The following is a 25,618-nucleotide window of genomic DNA, read 5'->3' on the forward strand; positions in this document are numbered from 1 at the left end:
AAGGCGGCGCCGGGAAACCAGATACGGAGAGCGGTAGATCGCATACCCGCCATATCGGGCAGGCAGAACGTCTGGGCATTCCCCTGGTGCTCGACGACTCCATGGAAGATGGGAAACCGGAGCTGCGGGTGCCCGGTTCAGGCCGATTCAGCCTCTCAATAAGATCAGGGGGAGGAGAGCGCTTCTGCCTGCTGAAAGGGAGGATCCCACGCCCTGAACATGGTTGCTCCCCGGCGATGACAGGTCTCCCGGATATTGTTGCACTACCGCTGGAAGGAGAAGAAGGATCGATCCTTCCCCACGACTGCGATTGGTCCGGACAGGGGGCACGAGATACAGCGATGCATCCGATCTGGAACATTGGTTCAGGATAGAAATTCAGTCCCTGCGTTCGGGTCGAGGGCTCATTGTTCCGCGCTACTGCCCGGAATATCCGCATTCATGAATAATCGGAAGATAATTCCGCGGGAGCAGGATGCGTGTCAGAACAGCTGCCGCAGGCGCTCCTCGACGACCTCTCGGGAGACGCCGCGGATCAGGACCTTCTTATGCGGGGCATGGGCGCCGCTCCGGATCTGGATATTCTGCGCAGGCACTCCGAGTCGTTCTGCCAGCACCTCGATGACGGCCTTATTTGCCCTACCGTCCACAGCAGGCTCAGCCACCTGGCAGAGGATAGCGCATCGCCAGGGGTTGTATCCACGGGGAAATGCATTCCGTCTTGCGCCTGCCGTAACGGAGATGCTGATGACGACGCCGTCGGGAGCATCGGATACCGCACAGATCCAGTCTGTCATGCGTAACAGATCCGATAAGAGGAATGTGTCGCCCGGCACAAACAAACATGGATCATCCGTGGCATTCTGCCGTCCATCACCTGTTAAACGCCCTCGTGCCAGGCGTGCCTGTCGCACATCCGGGTTGTCCCGTGGTTCATCTCATCAGGCAAACCGCCACTCAATCGCCCGGGGACCTATGGATGCGCAGGTATCGGCGTTTTATCATACGCTCTCCGTACCCATAAAACCTTTTCCGGCGTACCATCGGGGGTGAGCGGGTGCGAACTCGCCCTCGCGGTAGACCGGCACGCCCCCCTGGACCACGATGCGCGGGAAGACCGCAGGCATCCCCTCGAAGGGTGTCCAGCCGGCGCGGCTGTGGAGGGCATCCACCTCAATGCGAACGATCTCTCTGGGGTAGAGGGCAAAATCCGCCCGATTTCCCGGGATGAATCCGGCAGGAGGGATTCCCAGGATCGAGGCGGGCGCGGCGGACGTCTTCTCGATGAGTGACGTGAGATCGATTCTACCTTCGATCACCTCCGCCATCAGGAGCGGCACCATCGTCTCCACCCCGGGGAACCCCGCCGGGGCTGCCGTGAAGGCGAATGCCTTCTCCCCGGGGGTATGGGGGGCATGATCCGATGCTATCACGTCGATCGCGTCCCAGCGGGAGAAGAGCGCCCTCCTCTCCGCCTCTTCCCGAAGGGGTGGGTTCACCTTTCCTTTCCCTCCGCATTCCAGAAAATCTTCAAGGGAGAGGAGGAGGTGGTGCGGCGTCACCTCCACCGTGCCCTGCGCCGCATCGACGGCATCCGCCGTGGAGAGATGGCAGAAGTGAAGGCGGCAGCCGGCGGTGTTGGCTTCCTGCACCGCTCTCACAATGCGGACCTCGCCTGCCGGAGAGCGTGCCAGGTTGTGCTCCACCACCTGCGTGTCGGGCAGATCCGCCACCTCCTCCGCATGGATGGTTGCGAGACCGTCGAGGCTCCGGATCCGTGTCAGGATACCAGGCAGGTCTGAGGTACCGATCGCCCGGGCGGACGTCGAGGGTGCGGTAAAACCCTCCCCGAAGCAGAGGGCTCCCGCCGCCCACAGCCCTTCCAGGTCCGCATCGGGACTGAGGGCTCCGTTCACCGCAAAACTGCATAGGGACGCTCCCTCCGCCTCACGGATCCGCTCCCGCAGCCGCTCGGCAGTGGTGAGAGGCGGATCGGTGTTCGGCTGGTCGACGACGACCGTCACCCCGCCTGCCAGGGCGCTCCGGCTACCGCTGGACCAGTCCTCCTTGTAGGACTCTCGCCCTCCCCGCATGTGGACGTGCATGTCGACCGCTGCCGGCAGGCAGTAGAGGCCGCTGCAGTCCAGAATTTCGTACGAGGGGCGGGCAGCGCCGGCGTGCACCACCACGCCTCCCGCCAGGGAGAGGTCGACCGTACGCCCATCGCCGAGGTGCACATTCTTCAGCACCAGATCCACTCTGTCGGTCACTCGGATCCACCGTCCTTCCTCTTCGCCCCGAATCTCCAGCAGCACGGGGCCGGGCTGCAATCGGGAATGCTTCCCACACAAGAATGACGCTCGCAGCATATAAAGGTGCTATCGAGGCCATCGTACAATCCGAAATGGGGTGACGCTCGGTTGCGAAAGTCCAGGCCAGGGTCGAGCCGTTCGACCTCTTTTGGTTTACCATGGTGTCGTTCATGGTCGTTTTCCTCCTGCAGGAGGTGAGAGGGGGAACGAGGATCCCGTCCCTTCGAGGCTATGGCATCAGCGGAGGAGGGGGCAGTGCCCTCTCCCTCCGTAATAGTCTCCTGCGCAGGGAGCCGGTGTCGGATCAGCGGTATAGAACGCTGGCGTGGCCAAACAGGGATCCTTCTGGGCAGACTCACCCCAGAAGACAGCATTGATCGGCTTCCCGGGGGGTTTCTATCGCGCTGCAGGGGTGGTGGAACGGGGAGGATGTATCGTCCCCGTCCGACCCTGGGGATATCGCACTGGCGGGGATGGGATCCAGCAAGATACGATCGAGGGACGGGACCGGCCCCTTCTTACGAGGTGGACAGAAAAGATCTTTCGCATCCCCGAAGGGGTCCTGACGTAATTGTGGGGGAGATGGGGGGGTGAGAAGGCCTCTGCATTCGGTCCTTGGACTCTCCCGCGGGAAGCGGTGCGTGAAGCCTCTCGTCTATACCCGGGAGCGAGCCCCCCCAACGCCGGCTTGGAGGGGTGCATCGCAAGGGAATGCAAACAAGGGCCAGAAGCAGTTAAATTAAGCGGTGTTCGAGGAAACGAGGTAATAGAAGTGAAAATACGAAGGAACCGGATTGTCCTCAACAGACCCGAGGCACAGGATCCCCGATGGGGGGCTCGATGAACCGCTCCCCCCCGATCGCGGTACGGAGGATGACGGAGGAGCCCGTTGTCACTTCGCCCACGATTGCCGCTTCCCGCCCGAGGGGATGGGATCGGATAGCGGCGAGAACCGCATCCGCATCCTCATGCGCTACGGCGATGACCATCTTCCCCTCGTTCGCCACCTCGAGGGGATCGATCCCCAGCATATCGGCGGCGCTCCGCACACTGCGCCGCACAGGGAGAGCCTCCTCCTCGATGACGACCCTCTTGTTCGCCTTCCTGGCCATCTCGTTGATCGCACTGGCGAAGCCGCCCCGCGTGGGGTCTTTCATTGCGTGGATCGCGCCGGCGGCGAGCGCTCTCTCCACGAGGCTCCAGAGCGGGGCGACGTCCGATCGGAGCTGCTCCCCGAGATCGAACCCCTCCCGGTGGGCGAGCACCGCGAGCCCGTGATCCCCGAGCGTGCCGGAGACGATGATGCGGTCGCCGTCTTCCAGACGGTTGTCGCGGATCACCCTGTCCGCCACCCCGATACCGGCAGTGTTGATGACGATGCCGTCGAGGCTGCCCCGCTCCACCACCTTGGTGTCGCCGGTCACAAGGTTGGTACAGGACTCCCCGAGGGCTGCATCCATGGATGCCACGATCCGCTCCAGGTCAGAGAGGAGGAATCCCTCCTCGATCACCATGCCGCAGGAGAGAGCCAGGGGACGGGCCCCCATGGCGGCGAGGTCGTTCACCGTCCCGCAGACCGCGATCCTGCCGATATCCCCGCCGGGAAAGAAGATCGGCCGCACCACGTGGGAGTCGGTGGTGAAGACCAGGTTGGATCCGTTCAGCGGGATCACGGCGCCGTCGTCCAGCGCTTCGAGCCCGATCCCGCCCGCATTGCAGTGCTTCAGGTTGGTGATGGTCTTCAGGAGTTCGCCCATCATCTCCCCGCCGGCGCCGTGCATCAGGCTCACCCGCATCGTCATTCGCCCTCCACCTCGATCTCGATCCGGGAGACGACAACCTCCTTGCCTTCGACTATCTCCGGCATCGATCCGCACCGGGGGCAGACGAAAACGGAATCCCCCTCGTACCCGCAGGTGCAGCGCAGGAGAGGTTTTACGGGGCGGCAGTCGAGCCGTGCAGCGGCGAACAGCGGGTCGTCCGCGGCAATGGCAGCGAAGAGGAACTCCACCTGCTCGGGGTTGACCATTGCCATCTCGCCCACATCCACGTGAATGCACGTCACCTGCTCTGCGCGGTTCTCCAGGGCGGCAGTCCGGGCAGTCATGTAGATGTCATAGGCGACGCTGTACTCGTGCATCACTCCTCCATCGCCGCGTACACCTGCCGGAAGAGCTCGCGGGTCTCGAGCCCCTCTTCGCGGGAGAGCCTCTGTATCGCAAAACCCACGTGCACGAGCACGAACTCCCCCACCTTCACGTCCACCAGATCCAGCCGGACCTCCTGCCGGAGATCCCCATAGTCCACGATACCGATATTCCCGTCGCGGATCTCGATCACTTCTGCCGGCACTGCGATGCACATGCTTCCTCTCTCCCGCTCTGGATTATCCCCGAAAATATCATCCGTTTCCCACGCCGGGGAGGAGATTTGAACTCCTGAGGTGCCGAGCACCAGTGGTTTTCAAGACCACCGCCTTTCCGGGCTAGACTACCCCGGCTCCTGTATTTATTTTGCGTGGAATAAAAAATAGGTTGCTGTCGTCTAACTCCGCTTCAGAATGGCAAAAGCGATGGCAAGCAGCGCCAGGGCGGCGGGTAGCGGCGTCGCCGGCGTGGTGGCGGAAGCCGCCGGCGTCGGGACGGCGGTCGCGGTGGTACCCGGCGTGGTGGGGATAACGGTCGTGGACGCCGTCGTGCCCTCGATCGGGGAGACGAAGAAGCGCACCGTCGTTATGTGCCCCCGATAATCGGAAAAGTCCACGCGGTAGACGCCGGGATCCTCGATGGGGATCTCCTCCCGGAATGCTCCGTTAGCATCCGTCGAAACGTAAACCGGGCCGAATACGGGGCCCCGGATGTTCTCCACCGTGATCTGGATGCCCCGATCCTCGAGACCTCTCACCCTGCCGGCGAGATCGAGCGTGCCGTCGTAGGACTGCGTCGTCTCCGATGTGAGGGTGAGATCGGCGGTCCGGTTGACGATCTCGACCACCCTGCGCACGGTCGAGCTACTGCCGAATGTGTCACCCGTCGGATCGACCAGTTCCAGCTGATAGATGCCGTCCGTGTAACCGTCCGTCTTGAAGTTCAGTACGACAGGCTCACCCTGGAAAGTAAAGGTCTTCCTGGCCACCTCCTTCTTCGTATAGCCGGTGCGGTACAGCACGATGTCAGTGGTGGTACCGCGGGGAACAGTGTGATCGATCGTCACGTTCAGAGTCTCGCCGGCGTTGATCCGATCCGGCGCCTGAAGGACGACCAGATATGCGCTTGCCGCTGATACCAGGCATAAACCGATGAGAATCCCTACTGCTAGCTTTTTCATGAACATACAACCATTACGTACGCGAGAGATGATTAAAAATTTTGATAAACCGCTCGCTGCCTGGAAGAGCAAAGAGCGTCATAACGGCGAGATTCTCGACTGCCTGACTATTATCTTCAGGACAGGCGGATGCCGGCACAACCGATGCCGCATGTGCGGCTACCGCTTCGAACGGTATGCGGCGGGGATGGGAAGAGGCGAGCTCGCCGCACTCTTGCGCCGGCAGCTCGCGTCTGTGCTGCAGCAGTTCCCGCCTGAGGGCTACTCGATGGTAAAGATCTTCACCTCGGGGAGTTTTTTAGATGGCGACGAGGTGCCCAGGGAGGCCCGGGACGCGATCGCGGAGGCGTTTCGGGGCAAGGTGGTCATCGCCGAGACGCGGCCGGAGTACGTCACGGCGGAGAACGCCGCTGATCTCATCTCCCTGGTGGACGATGGAACCCACGCGGTGCCCCTGTACGTCGCGATGGGGCTGGAGACGACGGACGACTATATCCGTGAAAAGTGCATCGATAAGGGCTTCACCTATCGGGATTTCCTGGAGGCGGGGGGGGAGGCGCATGCTGCCGGGGCAGGCGTGAAGACCTACCTGCTCCTGAAGCCCCCCTTCCTCACCGAGGCGGAGGCGGTGGAGGACATGAACCGTTCCATTCGGGATGCGGCGCGCCACTCGGAGATCCTCTCCCTCAACCTCTGCACGGTCCAGAGCCGCACCGAGGTGGAGTACTACTGGAAGCGCGGCGCCTACCGCCCGCCCTACCTCTGGAGCGTTCTGTCGGTCCTGCTCGCAGCGGATGCGCACCTGCTCTGCGATCCGCTGGGGGGCGGCCAGCAGCGCGGACCCCACAACTGCGGCATCTGCGACCGCGAGATCGTCGAGGGGATCCGCCACTACTCACTCCACGGTGACCGATCCCTCCTGGAGCAGCTCTATGCGAAGGACTGCGGGTGCAAAAAAGAGTGGGAGTTCGTGCTCGCAGAGGAGCGGCCGTACGCGATGCCGCTCACCCGCTGAGGGCCTTCTGCGCCTCCAGCTGCTTGGCGAGCAGGGGGAGGAAGGTGCCGGCGTCGCTCACGACGCCGATCGCCTGCATGGTGCCGCGGTCCATCAGTTTCGTCACCGCGGCAGGGTTGATGTCCACGCAGATGGTCTTCACATAGGAGGGGAGGAAGTTGCCCACCGCGATGGAGTGCAGGAGCGTCGAGATCATCAGCACCATCCCGCACCCCGCGAGGTGGGTGCGCATCGCCTCCTGCGCCTCCATCACATCGGTGATCACATCGGGCAGCGGACCATCGTCCCGGATCGAACCGGCCAGGATGAAGGGGACGTTGTTCCGCACGCACTCGTACATGATCCCGCCGCTGACGATGCCGTTTTCCACCGCGTTCCGGATGGAGCCTGCCCGCATCACCTCGGAGATCGCGTAGAGGTGGTGTTTGTGCCCCCGGCTCACCGGCTTCCCCGTGGCGATGTCCATCCCGAGCGACGTGCCGAAGAGATTCAGCTCGATGTCGTGAACGGCGAGGGCGTTCCCTGCGAAGAGCACGTCGACGAAACCGTTGCGGATGATCCCAGCAAGGGCCGGCGCCGCTCCCGTGTGGACGATCGCAGGACCTCCGACGACGGCGATCTTCCCCCCTTCTCTCTTCAGCCGCACGATCTCGGTGGCAATCTGGGCGATCAGCGTCTCGCTGGGCCGTTCCGGGGAGACCGTCCCGTGCATGAACTCGAAACTGCTCTGTTCGCGAGGGCGTTCAGGGGGGATAACGCGTACACCCTGTTCGCCCACCACTACCAGATCCCCTCCCTTCAGCTTGGAGAGCGTCCTGCAGAAAGCGCGCTTCTCAGCGGCGTCGACGACGATCAGACTGTCCATCTTGATGTTCTCGACCGGGATCCAGACCCCCCGGAACTTCACGAAGGTGGGATGGTTGGTGGTGGAGTAGAACCCCTTCGGGACGATGCGGTCGCCCTCTGCCGGTTCGAGCCGCACGTCCTCGACTTCGAGCAGACGCGCGCCCACCCGATGGACCTCGGAGAGGATGGCGTTGAGCTGCCCCTGCGAATCGGCCGTGACGCGCAGACGGGCGTAACTGGGATCCGTCTTCCTCTTGCCCACCTCGAACTCGAGGATCTCGAAACTGCCGCCGCGATCCATGATCGTGTCGAATACTCGCGTCATGATCCCCGAGTCGATGATGTGCCCCTCGAGCTCTATCTCCCGTGACGAGTCCATATCTGTCCCCAGTTCCAGTTCCTCATAAAGTATTGCCCTTCATAGAAAATGAAGGTTGTCTCGGGATCGCCTTGGTGCCGCGTACCGCCCGGACTCCTCGCGCGCCGCCCTGCACCGGCGGCGGGATGCTATGCGCTCCGCTTACGGCAGAGGAATCGCTCCACCCTCTCCCGCTCATCACGGGTATTGACGTTGTACGCCAGGCGCTGATCCGCCACTAGGAGACGCTCCTCTTCCTGCGGCTCCTCGATCCCCTCGAAGCGGAGAATATTGATCCCGACCGGACAGGCGGGTATGCCATCCACCACTTCCACGTATCGGGTACGGCAGTCGAGCTCCCGGCAGATCTCTCTCGGGATCCAGGCGGAGCAGGCCGGTCTCCCCGATTGCACGTAACCGGCAAAGATATCGTCCAGGATCTCCGAAGCGAGGCAGGGGAGATCGGCGACGCTCGTGAAGAACGGTCCGCTTCCGTCCAGGATGCCGGCCACCTCCACGAGATCCTCCACGTATCCCCGCCCCCGGCTCTTCACCGTCAGGATACCCTGCGCCCGGCACCAGTTGGCAGTGTAGGGTGTGTGGGGTGAGGTCACCACCGCCACCTCGCAGCCGAACCCTTCGAATGCCTCGACGACGTAGGCGAGCATCGGGCGTCCGCAGATGGTCACGAGCGGCTTCTCCCCCAGGGAGAGGCGTGTCCCCTTCCCGCCGGCCATGATCAGGGCAAGCATTCTGCGAGAGCCTCCAGCAGGCGGTCGTTCTCCTCCGGCGTGCGCACGGCGATGCGGATGGAGTGCGCGAGCCCGAACGAGGTGCAGTCCCGCACCAGGATCCCCCGCGCCAGCAGACAGGCGGAGAGGTCCGCAGCCGGCAAGGGAAGGTGGACCAGGACGAAGTTGGCGGAGGAGGGATGATGCGCGAGCCCCAGCGCATCGAGCCCGCGGATCAGCCGGAACCGTTCTGCCGCGATCCGCTCGCGGGATCGGGCGAGTTCCCCGTAGGCGGCGAACGCCCGGATGGCAAAGGCCTCGGCGCAGGCGTTTACGGTCCAGGGGAGGCGAATGACCTCCATCCTCTCCACGAGATCCGCGTCGCCGAAGCCGTAGCCGATCCGCAGGCCCGGGACCGAGAAGGATTTCGTGAGGGATCGGGCGACGAAGAGGGCCTTGTCCGCCACGTCGACCAGACTCTCCGCAGGATCCGCGAGTTCGATGAATGCCTCGTCCAGGAATAGGCGGGATCCGATCCCCGATATGGCATGGAGATGCTCGAGGACTGCCTGCCGGGGCATCAGCTCCCCGGTGGGATTGTTGGGGTTGCAGAGGAAGTGGACTTTGATCGGACCCCGCCCCGCGATCCTTCCCCCGCATAACCGTGCCGAGAGTTCGTACTCTCCGAAGGTGGGGGAGGCGATCGCCACCCGATCTCCCCTCTCGAGCACTGCCGCGCAGAACACACGGATCAGCTCGATGGACCCGTTGCCCACGCAGATCTCCTCAGTCGGGCGGCGAAAGGTTCGGCCGATCGCCTCTTTCAGCGCGGCGTAGGTGTCGTCGGGGTAGCGCTCCAGATCCGACGGATCGACGGACCAGTCCACTCGCGGGGGGAAGGGGTTCAGGCTTGCCGAGAAATCGAGAATGTCGCCAGCATCTCCGATCTTCAGCCGCTTCACCGTACCCCCGTGAATCACCTTTGCCGGGAATGGGTCGAACAATGGGATGACCTCTTGTCTATAGAGGTTCGGGGGCCGGAGATAAAACCGTTCGCTCGCTGCGATTCCAAAAAAGAAGATTTATATATATAACCGTTACTATTAGAATTATCTGGTTAGTCAGACAAGGAGGATCCAGATGTCTGACAAGAAGCTGCTCATGAGCAGCTTCTTGTCAGATACACGCAGTCATGATGGAAAGGATCACAATTCGACTCCCAAAGCAGCAGGTTGACATGCTGGAGAGGCTGGTCGATATGGGGGATTACCCCACCGTCTCGGAGGCGGTACGCTATGCTGTCCGAGAGCTGATCGAGAAGCATGCCAGCCGGGTGCTCCGGGAGAGCGACCAGATTTCATTCAAGGTTTAGGAGGTTTAGAATGCAGAGTATCATTGATGAGGCTGTCAAGAACCAGGACCTTCTCAAGCAGTCCGGCAAGGGCGACGGTGCAGAAGATGGAGACTTCCTCGGCCTGCCAAGGATCGTCATCGTCGGCTGCGGGGGCGCCGGCAACAACACGGTGAACCGGCTGTACCACATGGGCGTATCGGGCGCAGAGACTCTCGCTGTGAACACGGACAAGCAGCATCTGGACATGATCCAAGCCGACAAGCGCGTGCTCATCGGAAAATCGCTCACCAAAGGCCTCGGCGCCGGAGGGTACCCCGATATCGGGAAGAGAGCGGCCGAGATGGCCCGCCCCACCCTCGAGTCCCTGCTGGAGTCGGCCGATCTCGTCTTCGTGACTGCCGGCATGGGCGGCGGCACCGGCACGGGTTCTGCCCCTGTCGTGGCCCAGATAGCGAAGGATCAGGGTGCCATTGTCGTAGGGATGGTCAGCTACCCGTTCCAGGTGGAGAAGGCCCGGCTCCTTCGAGCCGAGGAGGGGCTCGAGGCGCTCGCCAATGCAGCAGACTCTGTCATCGTACTCGATAACAACCGCCTGCTGAAGTACGTCCCGAACCTCCCCATCGGACAGGCATTCTCGGTCATGGACCAGCTGATCGCCGAGACGGTCAAGGGTATCTCCGAGACGATCACCGAACCTTCCCTGATCCAGCTGGACTATGCGGATGTGCGTGCGATCATGAGCAAGGGAGGGGTCGCGGTCATGCTTGTCGGCGAGAGCAAGCAGCAGAACAAGGCCGAGAGTGTCGTGCACGAGTGCCTGAACCACCCGCTCCTGGACATCGACTACCGCGGCGCGACGGGGAGCCTGATCCACATCACGGGCGGCAACGACCTCACCCTCCAGGATGCCGAGGAGATCGCGAGCTCGCTCACCTACGAGCTCGATCCGCACGCCGACGTGATCTGGGGCGCGCGCGTGAAGAGCGAGTTCGAGGGCAAGGTGCGGGTGATGGCCATCATGACCGGAGTGAAGAGCGCCCAGATCCTGGGCCAGCACCGCGGATTCGAACAGACGCTTCCCGCCCGAACCCCTCTAACGCCCAGCACGTCCCGGAGAGTCAGAGAGGATGCGAGAAGCGGCGGACTGATCGATATTCTCTGAGCATCATCCCATCTCTTCTCAATTTTTGCGTTCCCGAAATCCTTAATAATCAAGATGACGTTTGAATAATAGAACGTCTTGGGCCCTGACCGTGAGATGTTCAAGGGGAACGGGCTGCACCGATTTCTGATGAGGCGGCCCGCCATGTATCGGGGTTGAACATATGAACCGACAGCTGAACACGCAAATTCGCGCGATTGAGGCGAACTGTTCTGCTTCTTTCAGGTTTGTGATGGGAGATTCCGATCCCGCTCTCAGCGGTGTTGTTCTGGGCCCGGGTACCGGATGAGGATGGTCGCGCATGTTGAACGAACTGATAGAGAAGAGGAGAAATATTCTGGCCGAGTCCGAGCAGCACAAGGCCCGCAGGAACGAGCTCAATGCCACCGCGAGCAAGCACGCAACCGAGAGGAACAACTTAAACAACCAGACGCGGCAGTTCGTCGAAGAGGCTCAGACGAACAAGGAGCTGCGGGATAAATACAACGCGGAAGTCCAGGCGCTGAAAGAGGAGCGAAACGCTTACAACAGTCGGGCAAACCAGCTCTTCGAGGAGATCGAGGCATTCAAAAAAGAGCATGGGAACCTGAAGAGCCGCGGCTTGAAGGAGATCCAGAAGCAGATCGAGCACCTCGAGTTCCGCCAGCAGACCGAGGTCTTCAGCATCGACAAGGAGAGGGAGCTGATCGAGAAGATCAAGCAGATGAAGGCCCAGGTGAAAGAGCAGGAGGCCGAGCTCGAGCAGAACAAGGAGATGCGGGCGAAGCTGAACGAGGCCCGCGAATACCGCAAACGCGCTTCCGAGATCCATGCTCGGGTGACCGAACTTGCGGAGCTGGCGCAGAAGCACCACGACCTGATGGTGGAGGCCTACCGGAAGGCGGACAAATCCCGCGAGGCGGCAGACGCGATGCACCAGAACTTCGTCGAGGCGCAGGAGGCGGCAGACGCGGAGCACAAGTACTTCATCGCATGCCAGAAGGAGCTGCGGGACTACGACAAGGTGATCAGCGGTCTTCGGAAGAAGACCCGAAAGACCAAGGTGACCAAAGAGCAGAAAGCGGTCAGAAAGGAAGCCGAGCGCATCTTCAAGCAGTTCAAGGGCGGCGAGAAGCTCACCACCGAGGATCTCCTCCTTCTCCAGCGCTCCAAACTCATCTAGGTGAGCAGTCCTTCACCTCTTTTTGGCAGATTCCAGCGGGGAAGACGGATCCTCGCGCCACGGATGCCGGCATGCCGCAGAATGAATAACGATTTAATACATTCAGGGAGATCCTTCTACTGGCATGTCGGGCGGAAGGACGCTGGTCCTCTGTGTGGATCGCGATGACGACATCGGATTCAAGGGGAACCTGGAGTGCCCCATCGTGGGACGGGATGCCTGCCTGGAAGCGGCGAACATACTCGCTCTTACGGACCCCGAGGACTCGGACATCAACGCCATCTTTCAGGGTATAAAGATCTACGACGAACTGACGGCAAGGGGCGAGGATATGACCATCGCCATTCTATCGGGCGACCACATGCACATGCTCGACGGGGATCGCCGCATTGCCGCCGGTCTGGATCAGGTGATCAAGGCGACGGGGGCGAACTCCTGCATTCTGGTGACAGATGGGGCGGAGGATGAGTACGTGCTTCCCATCATCCAATCGAGGATTCCGGTCAGCAGCGTCCGTCGCGTGATCGTCAGTCAGATGCCGAACCTGGAAGGGACCTACTACATCATCAAGAAGATCTTCGACGATCCCAAGGTCTCTCGCATGGTGTTCGTCCCGCTCGGACTGGCGATGCTCCTGTTCGCCATCGCCTACCTGATCGGCAACCCGGAGTACGCGACCATCATCGTGGTGGGGGTGATGGGCACCTACCTGCTCGTCAAGGGGATCGGCCTGGATCAGGTCGTCGGCTATTTCGTGAACGCCCTCCAGGTCTCCTTCCACCGCGGCCGGTTCACCTTCGTCACCTATGTCTCCGCGCTTCTGCTGATCACCCTGGGGATCGTGATAGGGCTCCTGACGCTGATCGCGTTCTACACGACCGACCCGTCCTCCGGCGTCCTCATCTACCTGGTGACGTTCGTATACGGGGCGGTCGGCTGGTTTACCGCTGCCGGGCTGATCGCATCGGGTGGCAAGATCATTGATACCTACATCAACGAGTGGGAGAGTTTCGGGCGGGTGGTGGTGCTGCCCTTCTTCACTGCAGCCATCGGGGTCATCTCCTACGGTGCGAGCGTGTACATGTTGTCCATCAGCGACATCACGGACTTCCCGTTCACGGCGGACGCCGGCGTCCAGTACGTGCTGTTCGCCACCATCGCAGGGCTCTTCTGTGCCCTTGTCGGGATCTACCTGCAGTCGTTGGTCAACAGGAGAATCGTCCGGCACGCCCGCGTACTCGGAAAAGACGACCTGTGAGGCGCCCTCTTTCTGAAGGAGGATCACCGGCATCCTGCACCGATGGCGGGGCGAAGATCTCCGGTCTATCGGCCCGGGATGCTGTATCTCCCCCCATCCGTGCTGGTCTCAGCGCATCGTTCGGGAGGGGCTTGCGAGGGGAGCATCCCCTCTCCCTGCGTCCTGGGATTGGTTCTCCGGGGAGATGACTGTTGCATCCTCCTCCACGCCACAGGGAGCCGGATTGGAGGATGGCACCCCGTTTTTTTCTTCCGATCGCTTGCTGGAGGGGGACAGGGTCGGGCGCTCCGACCTCTCCTCCATTCCCTGAACAGCGCCGGACGGCCGACGGCCCCGGCGGGACGGGTCTCTGGCGTACCGGAGGGCGGCACCTGCCGTCATCCCTGACGAGGGGGCGGGTTCGATCGTGCCGGGGTGCAGTTGCCCGGTGCGCGACGGGGATCGTTTGTGCCCGCCTCACCCTCGATAGGCTCGGGAACCACGCACAGGTTCTGCTGAAACCCCATCGAAGCGAGAACCTGCTCCCAAACGGCCGGCATCTTCAGCGGCGTGTGCCATCTTCCCTCCGTGCGATTGCCCGAATTCGGAGAGACCAATACAGGCCGCACAGGTTCCGCCCACCGCAACCGGGGACTACCCTCGGGACACGTGCCATCGTACTGCAGAGAGATTTTTATAGAGCCGAAAGACAACCAATTTTCCCGAAATGGTCGGGATCGCATGAAGATCTCGATAGATTCACTGGCGAAGATACCCTGGTCACGCCGTGCAGGGACACCCGTTCCCGCGGAGAAACGCTCTCCGGCGCAACGCGCCTCCGCCTGCGGATGGACCGGCCGTGCCGTTGCCGGATCTGCCCTCGATAAGGATTTCAACAGAGCCAACCTTTTAGAAGGCGAGGCTCGGAAGTTCCGTTCACCAATGCAGGGATTTCGACCAGGATCGAAAAAAGGCGCGTCAGGGGGCCGGTCGCGGGCCTCGTGGCATGGGTCCCTCCTCTTCTTCGGTCGAGGTATGATTCTCCCGTGAAGCGGTCAGGTCCTGAAATGGCCGATCCCGCCGGGGATCCCCTTCGTCATGTTGAATCGGCGTACAGTCTGTGGGGTCTTCACGTTGAGCGTGGGAACGACCACGCCGAACTCGTGCTCCGGGAACCAGTATACCCCGTCACCATAGTCCTCGGAGGCCTCGTCCAGCACGAGCCTGGCGCGTTCGAGGGTGATGTCCTGGATCCGGGCATCCTCGTAGTTCACGATCTTGAGCACCTTCGACTTGAGATCCCCGGTCCCGAGCAGCATGACGAGCAGGCGTATGCCCTCGTCGATGGAGTAGTCGATCTCGATCACCGCCCGTTCGTTCTCCACGGTGATATTGACTTCCTTCACCGTGATATAGCTGTACCTCTCCCCATTTGCCGCAAGCACCGGCACTATCATCGCATTCATCAGAAGAACCAGGAGAAGGCATGCGATGGTTCTCATTACAGTACTATTGCAGGTGAGAGCATTATATCCTTTATGGTAGAGCCAGGCTGCGGCAGGGAAGGCAGAAATGGCAGCGGAACTCCGCATGGGCCGCGGATCGCACCCGGATCGGTGCGGCACGCGGAGCGCCGGAATGGCACCGGAGCGTGCCTATCGTATCTGAGCGAGGGTTATCTCGATGCTGGAGACGTTCGTCTTTCCGCTATCGGTATCGATCACTTCCGTCGAGGTGACGATGCCTTTCTTGATCACGTTCTCCAGGAACCGGTTCATGGCGATCTCTGCCGTATCCACAGCCCGCGAGATCGCCTTTCCGCGTGCCTTGATCGAGACCTCATTCGCGCCATTATTGAACTGCGTGACTACTGCCAACACATAGTTCATGACTGGTTTATTGCCAACGAATACTGTGTTATCCTTTAACATGGGAACGACCCCTTTACAGATACTTTTTCGTGTGGATCAGTTCTGCATTCAGTACGGAAGCTCCTGCAGCTCCGCGGATGGTGTTGTGGCCGAGGGCGATGAAGCGGAGCCCTTCACGGATCCTCCCCACGGATACGGTCATCCCGTTGCCGCGGTTTCTGTCGAGCCGCGGCTGTGGCCTATCCGGCTGCTCGAAGAGCTCGATCGATCTCTCCGGTTGCGTCGGGAGCCCGCTGAACGGCGGAGAAAAGGACCGGAAAGCCCTTTTCACGTTCTCAACGGTCTCGGAAGTGTCCAGCCATACGACGAGCGTGTGACCGTCGATCACCGGGACGCGATTGCAGCTGGCGCTTACCCTGCAGGAGGCGTTGATGATGGCGTCCCCCTCGAGCGTTCCCAGGATCTTCAGGGTCTCGGACTCCATCTTCTCCTCCTCCTGGCCGATGTAGGGAATGACGTTATCGTAGATCGCCATCCCCGGCACACCCTCGAACCCGGCGCCCGAGATCGCCTGCATGGTCGCCACCTGGATGTTTGAAAACCCCGCCTGGCGAAGCGGGGCAAGCGCGACGCAGAGCATGATCGTGGAGCAGTTGGGATTGGTCACGATGAACCCGTCACGACCGCGATCGCGCTGGACGTCGATCAGCCCCAGGTGCTCCGGGTTTACTTCCGGGATAACGAGCGGCACATCCCCCTCCATGCGGTGCGAACGAGCATTGCTGCATACCGCGATACCGGCTCTCGAGATCTCATCCTCGACGCGGCCGGCGATCTCTGCCGGGAGGGCGGAGAATACGAGATCGAGCCCCCGCACTCCCTCGAGTGTGGTCGGACTGACCACGATCTCCCCTGCATCCTTCGGGAACGGAGCATCCAGCCGCCAGTTCACCACATCGCCGTAGCGTTTCCCGGCGCTTCGCTCCGATGCCGTGAGGCATTCCAGTTCGAACCAGGGGTGGTTCGCCAGGAGCTGGACGAAACGCTGGCCAACCGCACCGGTGGCACCAAGCACTCCAACCTTGATCATGAATGAGGAGTCTCTCTCTCTTTCGAGTTATTAAACAATTTCATTCTTCCATCCGGATCGCTACCGAGGGGCAGATATCCACGCAGGTGGCACATTCCGTGCACCTCTCCCTGTCAATCCTTGCAACACCGTCTTCCATTGTGATGGCTTCTGCGGGGCACTCATCGACGCACGTTTCGCAACCGACACAGACATCTTTGTCAACAACTGCTGGCACGTATGTACCTCCTATGGCAACAACAGTATATATGTACGAGAAACGCGATTAAAAGATTTCGATTATCCCTTTTATCGTTCGAAAAAAGGATGAATTTTATAGATACCAGAAATTCGTGGACCGGCAAACCCTCCTGCCGGACGTATCGGGTAAACTCCCTTCAGCCGCGGCCGAGGGCTGATCCAGTTGCCCTCCCGACCCTCGATCCGGCCGTTGTTCTGATCGACGGGATGGGCGGATTTGCTCCCTGCGGTCAGGGAGAACCGGACGCTGCTCGGAAGTATCAGAGTGTGTAATGGGTGAGGGCACGGTCGCCTTCAGGGGGACGGGGGCGGATCCGATCGCCGGGAGTGTCAAACCGGACATCAGTCTGTGCGATTTCCTCCGGGCGAAGGATTCGGATCCGTCCGAATTGCAGGAGCGGCGCTCCGATTCGCCATCCCATTCTCGTCCGTCCAGGGGTACATCCCATCCCCTCATGCAGCGATTCCTCCTCCTGTGAAGGGGAATCGTTCCCCCATCTCGCGGATTGAGGTCAGGCGTGGATGGAGACCGAGTGCACCGCGTGCCGAATCCGGCTGCTCCGGCTTTCCCTCCCCCGTCTCACACCCTCAATGCCTGTACTATCGCCCATGCTTGCGCTTTCCGCGAGGTGGGTCGATCCGCGGACCTGAACGGGAGGATTCCTCCCTCGTGGATCCCAGAGCCCTGCCGGATCGATATCCGCAAGGTATGTCAGTGCTGGTCCACCTTTCCCTTCTCCCTGTGCCATCCCTTCATTCGACGGCCCTTTCGGCGAGTACTCTGATGGAGATTCCTGGTCCCCATCTCGAAGAGAAGAGCCTGCCCTCCCCCGAAAGCGATCCCTGAACTGCAATGGCCGGGAAGGGCGGGCATCGCACCGGATGCGTCTCGGCGGTGCCGCCCCCGTCCCGACCCGCTGGGAGAGTGGAAGGACGGATCAGCAGCAGAAATAGTCTCTAGGAGAGACTGAGGACATCCGACATGCCATAGAGGCCCGGCTCCCTCCCGGCCACCCATCGAACGGCACGGAGAGCCCCGCTGGCAAAGACCGCACGGTCGTAGGCCCGATGGGTGAGGTCGATGCACTCGAAGTTGCCGGCGAAGAGCACGGAGTGATCGCCGACGATGTCTCCTCCGCGGATTACGTGCACGCCGATCTCCTGGCCCCTCACCATCACCCCCTCCCTGCCGTACGTCTTCTCGCGGGAGCCGAGCTCACCCTGGAGTGCGTCGAGGATCATCTTCGCCGTTCCGCTGGGGGCGTCCTTCTTGTAGCGGTGGTGGGCCTCGATCACCTCGACATCGTAACCCTCCAGCCGTTTTGCCGCCTCCCGCACCAGGTGCAGGAAGATGTTCACGCCCACGGAGAAGTTGCTCGATACGACCGCCGGAACGGTGCCGGCGACGGCGGTGCGGATCGCCTCTCTCTGCTCGGGTGTGAACCCGGTCGTCCCGACCACCAAAGCGACGCCGTGACGGCTTGCTGCCTGGACGTTGCTGACGGCGGCAGCGGCGACGGTGAAGTCCACCAGCACGTCGGGCCGCGTGGCAGCCAGGGCCGCATCGATCTCCCGTGCCGGGTATACCGGAGCGTCGAAGAAGCTGCCCTCGGCGAGATCGATGCCGCCTACGAGCTCCAGGTCTTGAGCCTCCTTCACCAGACGCCCCACCGTGGTTCCCATGCGCCCGAGAGCCCCGCTGACAGCGACCCTAATCATAGCGGGCGAGCACCTCTCTCAGCTGCGCTGTCTTCTTCTCATCGAGATCGTCCAGGGGCAGACGCACCGGTCCTGCCGCCATTCCCCGCAGATTGACTGCTGTTTTGATCGGGATCGGATTGGTGTCGATGAATAGAGAGCGGAAGAGAGGGGAGAGCTCGTAGTGCAGCGCCTTCGCACGCTCCAGACTGCCTTCCCTGAACGCCTCGTACATCTGCACCATGCGCCCCGGCTCCACGTTTGCGGCAACCGAGATCACTCCGCTGCCGCCGAGGGCGAGAATCGGCAATGTGAGGTTGTCGTCTCCGGAGATCAGGCTGAAGTCCAAGCTCCGCGTCTCTTCTATGATGCGCGACATCTGCCCGAGGTTCCCGCTCGCCTCCTTGATGCCGACGATATTGGGATGCTGCGCCAGATCCTTTATGAGATCCCACTCCAGATTCTGGCCGGTCCTCCCCGGAACGTTGTAGATCACGACGGGAATGTCGAGATCGGCGAGCGCCGTGTAGTGCTTGACCAGTCCGGAACGGTTCGGCTTGTTGTAGTAGGGACTGATGACCAGGACCCCATCCGCTCCCAGGTCTGCGGCCGCCCGCGTCAGCTCGAGCGCTTCGGTGGTGTTGTTGGAGCCTGTGCCGGCGAGGACGGGGACGCGCCCGTTCACCTCGTCGACTGCGATCGCAATGACCTCCTCGTGCTCGCGAAACGAGAGCGTCGCGGACTCTCCCGTGGATCCGCAGGGGACGATACCATGAACTCCCGCCTCCAGAAGCCAGCGGATGTTGGATCGAAGCCCGTCCCCATCCAGGCTGTAGTCCTTGTGAAAAGGAGTGATTATTGCCGGAAAAACTCCCGCAAACATGGATGACTATATAGAAGTCATCGTCTATTTATGTTTCCGCTTTAAATTGATTCTGTGCGTGATCGAACCCGCGACCCGGTTCCGCACCTGCTTGCTCTCAATGGTGGTCAGTTCGGTGACCAGGTGTTTGTTCTCGTCAAAGTTATCGGAGAATCTCTCACCGTATCGGGAGAGGAGTTCCTCGCTCACAGATTTGATATATGTCGGTTTTGTTCCCATGCACACCGTTCCTACGTATCAATTGCCCTATCCTGTATGCGTGCTGATATCTTAATAATATTGTCTGCCACACGCATCGGATCCTCCGCGAAAATCCGAACGAGGGGTTCAATGCCCTCCCGCCCACGGTTCCAGATCGCATCGGGCACCCCCTCTCTGCAGCAGAATGCCACACCCCACTCCACCGCCTCGATGCCGGGAGGGACCCTGGCGGGATCGAAGGAGCAGGTGGTGAAGAAGAGCGCCTCCATCGACCGGATCACCCCTGACGTACAGCGCAGCGTCGCACAGCTTCGGATGGAAGGATCGTGCCGCATCGCCGTGAGCACGCTGCGCATCGCCTCCCCTCCCCGCCCAAAGGCAATCCGATCCGCCGCGGTCTGCAGATCCTCGCGGCAGCGGATCCCCTCGCCGACCGCTGCCACGTCTCCCCGGTCCCGTGCATTGGGCATGGCATAGACGATGTCCATGCCGCTCTCCGGGATCAGGCGTTCGTCCAGGAATCGGTTCAACGCGGCGATCGCCCGATTCAGGCCTCGCAGCACGTGGTCGCGTTCCTGCAGATACACTTCGTCCCCTCCTTAATCCCTCTCTGATCACGCGCCCTTCTTAAACCTATCGGGGTTCCCGAAGAATGGTATAGACGGGGAGATTCCCCTTTCAGGCAGGGCGGGCATCTCGATCTTCCCTTGTTACATCCACCGGTGGCAAACGATGCGGAGCGGGAGGATAGTGCCGCCCGAAGATGGCGAAGATGCCGGCAAGGGGTACAGTTCGCGGCATTCCCGCGATATCTTACCGCCTCTCATCTCGTCGGCGGCGATGCCGGTATCATCGCGGATGGACATCGCAGAGCTGGGATGCACCGCCGTTCCTCCATCATTCGGGAACGATGGCACGGCCGCCATCGGAATTGCCGAGGATCGTATAACACCCACGACGGCGAACGATACGAGATCCAATCCAGCACTCGTATCCGTCAGCCGGGAGATGAGGGATCTTCGCATCGACACATCAGGCATTGTCAGGTTGATCGGCTGTGCCCGCGGCACGGGCTCGCCACACTCACGCCGGTCCTCGTTAGGGAGAAAGATGGCATCGCGGATATTTTATCCACTTGATGGTATCCCCCTCTGAATAATAATCCTGGAGATCGGGGCAGAACGCAAAATTGCCATCCGCATCCTTTTCAATGACCACCGAGAATCGAGATGTCTCCATATCGATTACCCCGCGTATATTCCTGTACTCGCATACAATTCCTCTCTCGGTCGGGAAGGGGAATCCATTAAGAAGACAAAAAATTCCTCAGGTATCCGATGATAATCTTTTTCGATGGTAAAGGGAGCGTGTGATCCGGCTGCGGTGATGAGGAGAGGATTATTCGACCACTACGAGGATTCGATCCGGGATGAAGGCAAGATTGGGGGAGGATGAATGCGATGGCAACGAAGAAAAGGTAGAAGAGTATGTTATCTAGGGAGGATCTCCACCAATTTGGGATCTTCTCCCAGACGAGTATGAAAGCCAGTACGCGAGCTTTGGGACGATCAACGGTGTCGGATCCTACGGCTTCATGCTCACCACGATCGACGGGAACCTCAAGAAGGGAACTGATCCAGATGAAGATCTGAGATGCGACCACCCAGCAGCTCGTCTACGACAATAAACGGGTGCAGTGGATTTGGCCGAATCAACCACCACGTTCAACGGCGGGTTTGATCCACACAAAATAACCTCATTACTATGTTCTTTGGGAGCTCGCCGCTCACATTGTGCAGAGATGGACTCACATGTCCGCCCTGCGCAGGCGTGAGCCCGGGGAAGCGGTCATACGATCTATCTCGATACCACCAAGACTTCAGGCCTTCCCCCCCGCCGGGAGGATGCGCTCGATCTATCCATAGATGTCGTTCTGACGAACTTCGGCCATCTCAAGGGCATTCTCGCAAGAGGAAGACGGCTATGACACATAGGCCGAAATATGGGTCATCGGTGAGATCCTGCTCTCTGACGGGCGGTTCTCGACAATGCAGAGGGCGAAGATGATCCTGCCGAAAAGGGAAGGGCATTTGTGCGATACGGATTGCCGAGGTTCATATGGATCTCCCCGAAAGCGAACACAGCGGTTGTGCGAAACGATTTGTGAGGCGTTTATTATCGTTCACGCTCATTGCTGATACAGGCAGCATACGACACCTACGACGCCGTATACGATACGAATCCGAGAGCCGGCAGAACGATGGCTGAAGCGATATGACCAGGAGATCCAGAAACAATCTGTTTCTGACCTGTGAACAAAAGGTGTGCCGATCGGAAACTAATTTTGAGTCTGGAGACGCCGGCTTCCCCCATGAACAGGCAGCATCTGCCCCCCGGCGATTCCGCGCACGCAGCGGAAGCCGGGGCGATGGCGGCAGAAGTATCCTGTTCCGCCTGCGGGGAGGGGGGAGCACCCGGAGGCAGAATGGCAAGCCCCCTTATCACGCCTGTGGTTCCAGCTGGAGCATGCCCCCCTTGCCGCCAGGCGCCTATCGCAAGATCCGCCCTCTCACAGGTCCCGTGAGCGGCAGGGAGTCCCGGTAGTCCCCCAGCGGGTAGGGGTCGTCGCAGATCCAGTTGCGGTCCGCGTCCAGGCAGTCCGGGGAGTAGTCGCTCCAGTAGTTGCCGCCGAGCCACTTCCCGCCGACGATGTTCCGCCCCCTGGCGAGTTCGGTGCTGAAGACGGCCGATGAGAGGGGCCTATCGCCCCGGATGAGCACGTTCTCCGCATTCCGGAAGTAATTGTTCGTGATGACGACCGAAGCAAAATCGTCGATGACCACGCCGATGCCGTTGTCCGCGATCCGGCTGTTCGAGACCCCGACGCCTGATAGCGGCTCGATCAAGACGCCCATATCGCTCCCACTGATCCTGCAGTTCTGGATGTCGGCCCCGCCGTCGGCAACACTGACTCCAAACCGGTTGTTACGGAAGGTGCAGCCGCTGATGCTGACACCGAATGCGCTGCTGACACTAACGCCGGTGTTCCAGTCGGTCAGCACCAGGTTGCGGACAGTGGCCCCATCTGATAGGTCCATGGTGGGGATCTTCACGGCTGTATCCGTCCCGATGCCGTCCAGGGTGTGACCCCGCCCGTCGATGGTGGCATCGGCATTGACGACGATGCAGGCACCGGAGGGACCGGGAGCCACGTTCATGAGATTCCGGGTCAGGATATACGTGCCCGGCTGGTCGATCACCATGCAGCCCGTGATTGGAGTCCCCCGCACGGGTCCGTTCGCCGATCGGGCCGCCGCTGGGGCGGCCAGAACGAGGCACACGATAAGAAAAACGATGAACAACGTTGCGTTCCGCATCTACCCTCACCTTCAGGAGAATGCGGGACAATAGCCATATCGAGGGATAAATGTAATGCCCGCAGTGGCGGCGGGGTATACCCGGCAAGGGTGTTTCGCACGGCAATCGGGGAGCTCCTCCGCACGCTGTGAGGTGCACACGCCATCCCGCAGAAGGCGCTCGGAGGCCCGGAGTGGGAGTGCCGGAGAAGATTGGATCCTGCAAATGTGTTCTACTCCAGCTGATGGGCGATCTCGCCCGGCCCTGTGCATCAGAGCGAGGGATTAGATAAAGCAGAAACGATCTCTTCTAAAGAGCTACCGGAGAGAAGCAAAGACTGGGTGAACCAGGCCAGACGGGACCTGAATGTGGCAGAAAAGATGATGTACGCCGGATCGTTCGAGTGGTCCTGCTTTATCGCCCAGCAGGCTGCGGGAAAAGCCGTGAAGGCAGCATTCCAGAAGCTGCATGCAGTCGCCTGGGGTTACTCGGTCATGGATTTATTGAAGGCTCTCTCCGATAAGGTGACGGTACCCGAAGAGCTCTACGACTGTGCCAGGAGCCCCGGCAGGTACTATGTTACCGGGAGGTACCCGAACGGATTCGGGTCGGGAAGTCCGTACGAGTACTTCTCACGGAAGGATGCAGAGGATGCCATCGTTTGTGATCGAAGAATCATCGAATTCTGCTCGGGTATTCTGGCTTGAAGAGGAGAGTTTGATCGCCGAACTCCGCGGGGCAGCCAAGCGAATCGGTGAAGCAGAGAGCGATGCTGTCAGGATCGTCCTTTTGGCTCCCTCGCGGAGGGCCGAGGCGTCCCCGGGAGCGATGCCGATATCCTGGTCGTCCTTCGGAGCGCTCACTGGCAATTTCCGGAGAGGATGGTGGAGCGGGCAAAGAGGTTCGCTGCCGTCCCGTTCCCGATCGAAGTCTTTCCCTTTACGGTAGACGAACTCGACAGTCCCCTCGCCCGAGAGGCGCTCATGCGGGGAATCGTGCTGTTCTCTCGGTGAAGAATATTCGGAGAGCGTGTAGCGATCAGGACCGGTTAAGATCCGGGATAGGCGATCCTGTGCCCACAACACAGCGGGAAGTACACCGCAAATGCACATACAGAGGGAGCACCTGCCATCCATTATTTCCAAACTGAGAGGGCCGACTCGGGCACGTATCAGGGGGGCACCAGGGCATGATCATAGCCGTATCGCATAGCAAGCGGGAAAGTCCTGTGTTCTGCTGTGAACCTCCCCCCTGCAGTCTGCCACTCCCGCTCCCGCACCGGCAATTCCTTGTTTCGGTTAAAAACTACTAATGAAAATCGCACGAAACAGAATTAGAATATAATTCTATCGACCTGCAGGGCAGTATACGAAAATAATTGAAGCGTTTCGGGACTCACGGTATACTTCAGGAAAAAGTGTGTGGATGCTGATATTGAACGATCTCCATCGTATTACGGAGCCGGCATGGAGGGTTCGACGCCGTGCAACGATACCGATAGGCGATCAGGTCCTCCCGGGCGCCCCACCCAGCGCCATCGACGACCCCGAGTCTCTCGGACCGCCCGTCCCTGCCCCTTCTGTTGCGGGCGATCACGGGCAATCGATCTCCCCCATGCGACGATGAATGCACCCATGGGGGGTGAATACTCTGATATGGCCGTGTGCATACCCGTCTGGATCATGCAAGGACCCCCGAGGGTATCCTTTGAAAAAGAGGTTCATGAGTTACCGGACCAGTTGGATCCCCCCTGCATATGCATGATTATTCTGTACTCTGTCGTGTCCAGGTAGGCAATACTCTCTTCCTCGGTCTCGTTGACAATACAGTAGTCGCCGTACCACGTATCCCCCGAGCGAACCCATACAGAAGAGGGATCGTGATACGAGACGGCACTGACATTGGGCGTGGTGTTGTAGAAGACCCAGTATTTGCCGGTGGACTCGTTCATCGAGATGTTCTCGATCGATCGGATGATCATCCCGTTGGGGCGGTCCACGTATGACCACTCGGATACGCGGTAGGAGAAATTGCCGAGTTCTGAAGCCTCATCCAGGTTTGCCAGCAGGGTGCCGTACTCAAACGCCCAAGTCTGTGAAACGATCTTCCCGGATCCCGGTCCCGGTTCGACGAAGATAACCGCAAGGGTCGGATTGCTGATCGGGTAGCGCACCTCACCTTACCAGAGGATCTGCGGGATGACGTTCTCTACCCCTGAACGATTAAATGGGTGATCCGTTTGCTGGACGAGCCGTTCGATTCGCACCTCTCCCACATCGCTATCCCCGGCAACGGCTGGCCGAACGCTGACATACCACATCCCGGAACTCCGGGGTGCTTCGCCGAGCCCGCGCTGTAGACCGCATAGACTCTGACAGACTCGCCGGCGTCCATCCAGAATACGCGGGATGCCGTACGGCTGATATCCGTACTGCCCGGGTATTTCCAGTAGATCTCGTAATAGACGTCCCCGCCACCTCCCGTGTTGGTCACATTGATTCCGATCTCATTCCCGACAACGTCTCCGAACGGAGAATTGCTCTGTCCGATGCTGTAGCTCTCTTCCAATACAGGTTGCGGCGAGGCAGCACAAACAGCAGATATGCCCCCTGACACGATGAGCGCGAGCACTGCCAGGAGCACCCAGGACCCTACCCTGAAAACCATTTCCCTCATCCTCTCCCCCGCACCCCGACCCTGGTTGCAGGCGGCGCATAAAAATGCTTGCCTGGCGGCGAACAGTACAGGCGAACCACTACGTGAGCGGGAGGGCT

Annotated in this window: 28 protein-coding genes and 1 tRNA gene; 8 read left to right on the forward strand and 21 right to left on the reverse strand. The window is 60.5% G+C overall.

Going from position 1 to position 25,618, the window contains the following annotated elements; all coding sequences use genetic code 11:
• Positions 1-482: 482 nt before the first annotated feature.
• From QMC96_06780 to QMC96_06810, 7 genes are all read right to left on the reverse strand, one after another.
• The gene (locus tag QMC96_06780) at positions 483-797 is read right to left on the reverse strand and encodes a DUF167 domain-containing protein (protein ID MDI6876459.1); all 315 of its coding nucleotides are present in this window, start codon (positions 795-797) and stop codon (positions 483-485) included.
• A 204-nt stretch (positions 798-1,001) separates the two neighbouring features.
• Entirely contained in the window at positions 1,002-2,270 is a 1,269-nt protein-coding gene (locus QMC96_06785; protein ID MDI6876460.1) for an amidohydrolase family protein, read from the reverse strand.
• An 842-nt stretch (positions 2,271-3,112) separates the two neighbouring features.
• Complete coding sequence (gene hypE, locus QMC96_06790) at positions 3,113-4,108, reverse strand: hydrogenase expression/formation protein HypE (protein ID MDI6876461.1); 996 nt, start codon at positions 4,106-4,108, stop codon at positions 3,113-3,115.
• A 2-nt stretch (positions 4,109-4,110) separates the two neighbouring features.
• Positions 4,111-4,452, reverse strand: a complete 342-nt coding sequence (locus QMC96_06795) for a hydrogenase maturation nickel metallochaperone HypA (GenBank protein ID MDI6876462.1) — start codon at positions 4,450-4,452, stop codon at positions 4,111-4,113.
• Positions 4,452-4,676, reverse strand: coding sequence for a HypC/HybG/HupF family hydrogenase formation chaperone (hypC, locus tag QMC96_06800; protein MDI6876463.1), 225 nt, complete (start codon positions 4,674-4,676; stop codon positions 4,452-4,454). Before hypC ends, QMC96_06795 begins: the two co-directional genes overlap by 1 nt.
• A gap of 51 nt (positions 4,677-4,727) precedes the next feature.
• Positions 4,728-4,812 (reverse strand) — tRNA-Ser (locus QMC96_06805).
• A gap of 44 nt (positions 4,813-4,856) precedes the next feature.
• Positions 4,857-5,645, reverse strand: coding sequence for a hypothetical protein (locus QMC96_06810; GenBank protein ID MDI6876464.1), 789 nt, complete (start codon positions 5,643-5,645; stop codon positions 4,857-4,859).
• A 22-nt stretch (positions 5,646-5,667) separates the two neighbouring features.
• On the opposite strand from QMC96_06810, the gene QMC96_06815 reads away from it, so the two are divergent.
• The gene (locus tag QMC96_06815; GenBank protein MDI6876465.1) at positions 5,668-6,654 is read left to right on the forward strand and encodes an archaeosine biosynthesis radical SAM protein RaSEA; all 987 of its coding nucleotides are present in this window, start codon (positions 5,668-5,670) and stop codon (positions 6,652-6,654) included.
• Here QMC96_06815 and QMC96_06820 read toward each other — a convergent pair.
• The 3 genes from QMC96_06820 to QMC96_06830 all read right to left on the reverse strand — a co-directional run bounded on the left by QMC96_06820 (position 6,644) and on the right by QMC96_06830 (position 9,593).
• Complete coding sequence (locus QMC96_06820; GenBank protein MDI6876466.1) at positions 6,644-7,879, reverse strand: TIGR00300 family protein; 1,236 nt, start codon at positions 7,877-7,879, stop codon at positions 6,644-6,646. The two genes, QMC96_06815 and QMC96_06820, sit on opposite strands and share 11 nt — an antisense overlap.
• Positions 7,880-8,007: 128 nt before the next feature.
• Positions 8,008-8,610, reverse strand: coding sequence for an NTP transferase domain-containing protein (locus QMC96_06825; GenBank protein ID MDI6876467.1), 603 nt, complete (start codon positions 8,608-8,610; stop codon positions 8,008-8,010).
• Positions 8,598-9,593: a histidinol-phosphate transaminase gene (locus tag QMC96_06830; GenBank protein ID MDI6876468.1), complete on the reverse strand. Its 996-nt coding sequence runs from the start codon at positions 9,591-9,593 to the stop codon at positions 8,598-8,600. Before QMC96_06830 ends, QMC96_06825 begins: the two co-directional genes overlap by 13 nt.
• Positions 9,594-9,781: 188 nt before the next feature.
• Here QMC96_06830 and QMC96_06835 point away from each other — a divergent pair, with 188 nt between their 5' ends.
• The 4 genes from QMC96_06835 to QMC96_06850 all read left to right on the forward strand — a co-directional run bounded on the left by QMC96_06835 (position 9,782) and on the right by QMC96_06850 (position 13,525).
• Positions 9,782-9,961, forward strand: coding sequence for a ribbon-helix-helix domain-containing protein (locus tag QMC96_06835; GenBank protein MDI6876469.1), 180 nt, complete (start codon positions 9,782-9,784; stop codon positions 9,959-9,961).
• A 10-nt stretch (positions 9,962-9,971) separates the two neighbouring features.
• Positions 9,972-11,105, forward strand: a complete 1,134-nt coding sequence (gene ftsZ, locus QMC96_06840; GenBank protein MDI6876470.1) for a cell division protein FtsZ — start codon at positions 9,972-9,974, stop codon at positions 11,103-11,105.
• A 301-nt stretch (positions 11,106-11,406) separates the two neighbouring features.
• Positions 11,407-12,267, forward strand: coding sequence for a phosphoserine phosphatase (locus QMC96_06845; GenBank protein ID MDI6876471.1), 861 nt, complete (start codon positions 11,407-11,409; stop codon positions 12,265-12,267).
• Between the two features lie 124 nt (positions 12,268-12,391).
• A complete protein-coding gene (locus tag QMC96_06850; protein MDI6876472.1) occupies positions 12,392-13,525 on the forward strand; it encodes a DUF373 family protein in 1,134 nt (377 codons plus the stop codon).
• A gap of 1,034 nt (positions 13,526-14,559) precedes the next feature.
• On the opposite strand, the gene QMC96_06855 is transcribed toward QMC96_06850, so the two are convergent.
• The 8 genes from QMC96_06855 to QMC96_06890 form a co-directional block, all read right to left on the reverse strand.
• Positions 14,560-15,006: a hypothetical protein gene (locus QMC96_06855; protein ID MDI6876473.1), complete on the reverse strand. Its 447-nt coding sequence runs from the start codon at positions 15,004-15,006 to the stop codon at positions 14,560-14,562.
• Positions 15,007-15,159: 153 nt separating this feature from the next.
• Positions 15,160-15,435 (reverse strand): DNA-binding protein Alba, encoded by a 276-nt coding sequence (albA, locus tag QMC96_06860; protein MDI6876474.1) that lies wholly within the window; start codon positions 15,433-15,435, stop codon positions 15,160-15,162.
• Between the two features lie 13 nt (positions 15,436-15,448).
• On the reverse strand, positions 15,449-16,465 hold the full coding sequence (asd, locus tag QMC96_06865; protein MDI6876475.1) for an aspartate-semialdehyde dehydrogenase: 1,017 nt from the start codon (positions 16,463-16,465) through the stop codon (positions 15,449-15,451).
• Positions 16,466-16,505: 40 nt separating this feature from the next.
• The gene (locus QMC96_06870; GenBank protein ID MDI6876476.1) at positions 16,506-16,682 is read right to left on the reverse strand and encodes a 4Fe-4S binding protein; all 177 of its coding nucleotides are present in this window, start codon (positions 16,680-16,682) and stop codon (positions 16,506-16,508) included.
• Between the two features lie 980 nt (positions 16,683-17,662).
• Positions 17,663-18,424 (reverse strand): 4-hydroxy-tetrahydrodipicolinate reductase, encoded by a 762-nt coding sequence (dapB, locus tag QMC96_06875; protein MDI6876477.1) that lies wholly within the window; start codon positions 18,422-18,424, stop codon positions 17,663-17,665.
• Positions 18,417-19,286: a 4-hydroxy-tetrahydrodipicolinate synthase gene (dapA, locus tag QMC96_06880; GenBank protein MDI6876478.1), complete on the reverse strand. Its 870-nt coding sequence runs from the start codon at positions 19,284-19,286 to the stop codon at positions 18,417-18,419. The genes dapB and dapA overlap by 8 nt, the downstream gene beginning before the upstream one ends.
• Positions 19,287-19,310: 24 nt before the next feature.
• Complete coding sequence (locus QMC96_06885) at positions 19,311-19,505, reverse strand: 30S ribosomal protein S17e (protein MDI6876479.1); 195 nt, start codon at positions 19,503-19,505, stop codon at positions 19,311-19,313.
• An 11-nt stretch (positions 19,506-19,516) separates the two neighbouring features.
• A complete protein-coding gene (locus QMC96_06890; protein ID MDI6876480.1) occupies positions 19,517-20,074 on the reverse strand; it encodes a thiamine-phosphate synthase family protein in 558 nt (185 codons plus the stop codon).
• Positions 20,075-20,345: 271 nt separating this feature from the next.
• Here QMC96_06890 and QMC96_06895 point away from each other — a divergent pair, with 271 nt between their 5' ends.
• Positions 20,346-20,642 carry a hypothetical protein gene (locus tag QMC96_06895; GenBank protein ID MDI6876481.1) on the forward strand — a complete coding sequence of 99 codons (297 nt, stop codon included), beginning with the start codon at positions 20,346-20,348 and terminating at the stop codon, positions 20,640-20,642.
• Positions 20,643-22,036: 1,394 nt separating this feature from the next.
• Here QMC96_06895 and QMC96_06900 read toward each other — a convergent pair.
• On the reverse strand, positions 22,037-22,864 hold the full coding sequence (locus tag QMC96_06900; GenBank protein ID MDI6876482.1) for a NosD domain-containing protein: 828 nt from the start codon (positions 22,862-22,864) through the stop codon (positions 22,037-22,039).
• 246 nt (positions 22,865-23,110) lie between these two features.
• On the opposite strand from QMC96_06900, the gene QMC96_06905 reads away from it, so the two are divergent.
• Together QMC96_06905 and QMC96_06910 are read left to right on the forward strand one after the other, a co-directional pair.
• Complete coding sequence (locus QMC96_06905; protein ID MDI6876483.1) at positions 23,111-23,551, forward strand: HEPN domain-containing protein; 441 nt, start codon at positions 23,111-23,113, stop codon at positions 23,549-23,551.
• 174 nt (positions 23,552-23,725) lie between these two features.
• Positions 23,726-23,857 carry a hypothetical protein gene (locus tag QMC96_06910; GenBank protein ID MDI6876484.1) on the forward strand — a complete coding sequence of 44 codons (132 nt, stop codon included), beginning with the start codon at positions 23,726-23,728 and terminating at the stop codon, positions 23,855-23,857.
• A gap of 707 nt (positions 23,858-24,564) precedes the next feature.
• Here the strand turns inward: QMC96_06910 and QMC96_06915 are convergent.
• Positions 24,565-25,017, reverse strand: a complete 453-nt coding sequence (locus QMC96_06915; GenBank protein ID MDI6876485.1) for a hypothetical protein — start codon at positions 25,015-25,017, stop codon at positions 24,565-24,567.
• Between the two features lie 35 nt (positions 25,018-25,052).
• A complete protein-coding gene (locus QMC96_06920) occupies positions 25,053-25,511 on the reverse strand; it encodes a hypothetical protein (protein ID MDI6876486.1) in 459 nt (152 codons plus the stop codon).
• Positions 25,512-25,618: the final 107 nt, after the last annotated feature.

Source organism: Methanomicrobiales archaeon (assembly GCA_030019205.1).
Taxonomy (GTDB): Archaea; Halobacteriota; Methanomicrobia; order Methanomicrobiales; family JACTUA01; genus JASEFH01.

Bases quoted from the DNA above. Each gene is read 5' to 3' on its own strand.
- QMC96_06780 (MDI6876459.1), bottom strand. From the start codon at position 797: ATGACAGACTGGATCTGTGCGGTATCCGATGCTCCCGACGGCGTCGTC.
- hypE (MDI6876461.1), bottom strand. From the start codon at position 4,108: ATGCGGGTGAGCCTGATGCACGGCGCCGGCGGGGAGATGATGGGCGAA.
- QMC96_06795 (MDI6876462.1), bottom strand. From the start codon at position 4,452: ATGCACGAGTACAGCGTCGCCTATGACATCTACATGACTGCCCGGACT.
- hypC (MDI6876463.1), bottom strand. From the start codon at position 4,676: ATGTGCATCGCAGTGCCGGCAGAAGTGATCGAGATCCGCGACGGGAAT.
- QMC96_06810 (MDI6876464.1), bottom strand. From the start codon at position 5,645: ATGTTCATGAAAAAGCTAGCAGTAGGGATTCTCATCGGTTTATGCCTG.
- QMC96_06815 (MDI6876465.1), top strand. From the start codon at position 5,668: ATGATTAAAAATTTTGATAAACCGCTCGCTGCCTGGAAGAGCAAAGAG.
- QMC96_06820 (MDI6876466.1), bottom strand. From the start codon at position 7,879: ATGGACTCGTCACGGGAGATAGAGCTCGAGGGGCACATCATCGACTCG.
- QMC96_06825 (MDI6876467.1), bottom strand. From the start codon at position 8,610: ATGCTTGCCCTGATCATGGCCGGCGGGAAGGGGACACGCCTCTCCCTG.
- QMC96_06835 (MDI6876469.1), top strand. From the start codon at position 9,782: ATGATGGAAAGGATCACAATTCGACTCCCAAAGCAGCAGGTTGACATG.
- ftsZ (MDI6876470.1), top strand. From the start codon at position 9,972: ATGCAGAGTATCATTGATGAGGCTGTCAAGAACCAGGACCTTCTCAAG.
- QMC96_06845 (MDI6876471.1), top strand. From the start codon at position 11,407: ATGTTGAACGAACTGATAGAGAAGAGGAGAAATATTCTGGCCGAGTCC.
- QMC96_06850 (MDI6876472.1), top strand. From the start codon at position 12,392: ATGTCGGGCGGAAGGACGCTGGTCCTCTGTGTGGATCGCGATGACGAC.
- QMC96_06855 (MDI6876473.1), bottom strand. From the start codon at position 15,006: ATGAGAACCATCGCATGCCTTCTCCTGGTTCTTCTGATGAATGCGATG.
- albA (MDI6876474.1), bottom strand. From the start codon at position 15,435: ATGTTAAAGGATAACACAGTATTCGTTGGCAATAAACCAGTCATGAAC.
- asd (MDI6876475.1), bottom strand. From the start codon at position 16,465: ATGATCAAGGTTGGAGTGCTTGGTGCCACCGGTGCGGTTGGCCAGCGT.
- dapB (MDI6876477.1), bottom strand. From the start codon at position 18,424: ATGATTAGGGTCGCTGTCAGCGGGGCTCTCGGGCGCATGGGAACCACG.
- dapA (MDI6876478.1), bottom strand. From the start codon at position 19,286: ATGTTTGCGGGAGTTTTTCCGGCAATAATCACTCCTTTTCACAAGGAC.
- QMC96_06885 (MDI6876479.1), bottom strand. From the start codon at position 19,505: ATGGGAACAAAACCGACATATATCAAATCTGTGAGCGAGGAACTCCTC.
- QMC96_06895 (MDI6876481.1), top strand. From the start codon at position 20,346: ATGGACATCGCAGAGCTGGGATGCACCGCCGTTCCTCCATCATTCGGG.
- QMC96_06900 (MDI6876482.1), bottom strand. From the start codon at position 22,864: ATGCGGAACGCAACGTTGTTCATCGTTTTTCTTATCGTGTGCCTCGTT.
- QMC96_06910 (MDI6876484.1), top strand. From the start codon at position 23,726: ATGGTGGAGCGGGCAAAGAGGTTCGCTGCCGTCCCGTTCCCGATCGAA.
- QMC96_06920 (MDI6876486.1), bottom strand. From the start codon at position 25,511: ATGGTTTTCAGGGTAGGGTCCTGGGTGCTCCTGGCAGTGCTCGCGCTC.